1 protein-coding gene is annotated in these 522 nt (G+C 51.5%); it reads right to left on the minus strand.

The window, feature by feature from the left end; translation table 11 throughout:
- Positions 1-313: UTRA domain-containing protein (locus tag HMPREF1627_RS10645; RefSeq protein ID WP_234305179.1), on the minus strand; the 313-nt coding region annotated here is incomplete at its 3' end.
- Positions 314-522: the final 209 nt, after the last annotated feature.

The raw sequence follows: 522 nt of genomic DNA on the forward strand, positions 1-522 counted from the left end.
TCCCTGCTTCGTCGAGAAAAGAGGTCTCAAGAGCTAGCAGGGGCGCTGGTTCGGCGATATGTAGTTGTTCAGCTTCCAGTTCGTTAGACATGGTTGCGCGAATGGTCTGCGACGTTGTTATCTCTCGTTTAGGTTCCCAATGGTCGCCTAAAAGAAGCTCGCTGAGGTTTTGAGATAAATCAAGTCCGAGTATGCCTGGGAAGACGTCGCCTCTAACAATTCCAACCTCTATGCCCACGAGTTTTGTATGGTTCTCGTCAAGGTAGTGAGAGCGCTGGATGTGCGCAATAAAAGGTTCTTCAGTGGTATTCAAGAGCTTCCGTTCAGTGTCGTCCGCCTTCTGAAGTAGTGCAGAGACGAGTCTGGGATAAGTGAGGAGTGTAGTTGAAGCATTCCAACTGTTCTCCGCGGCCAGAGGAGACGTGTTGGGCGTTGATTTGGGGTCTGTTACGAAGGTGCCCCGTCCGGGAATACCAACTGTTAGACCGTCTTGATTAAGCAGCATGAGCGCGCGACGGACGG

The sequence above is a fragment of the Actinomyces sp. S6-Spd3 genome, assembly GCF_000758755.1.
Lineage (GTDB): Bacteria > Actinomycetota > Actinomycetes > Actinomycetales > Actinomycetaceae > Pauljensenia.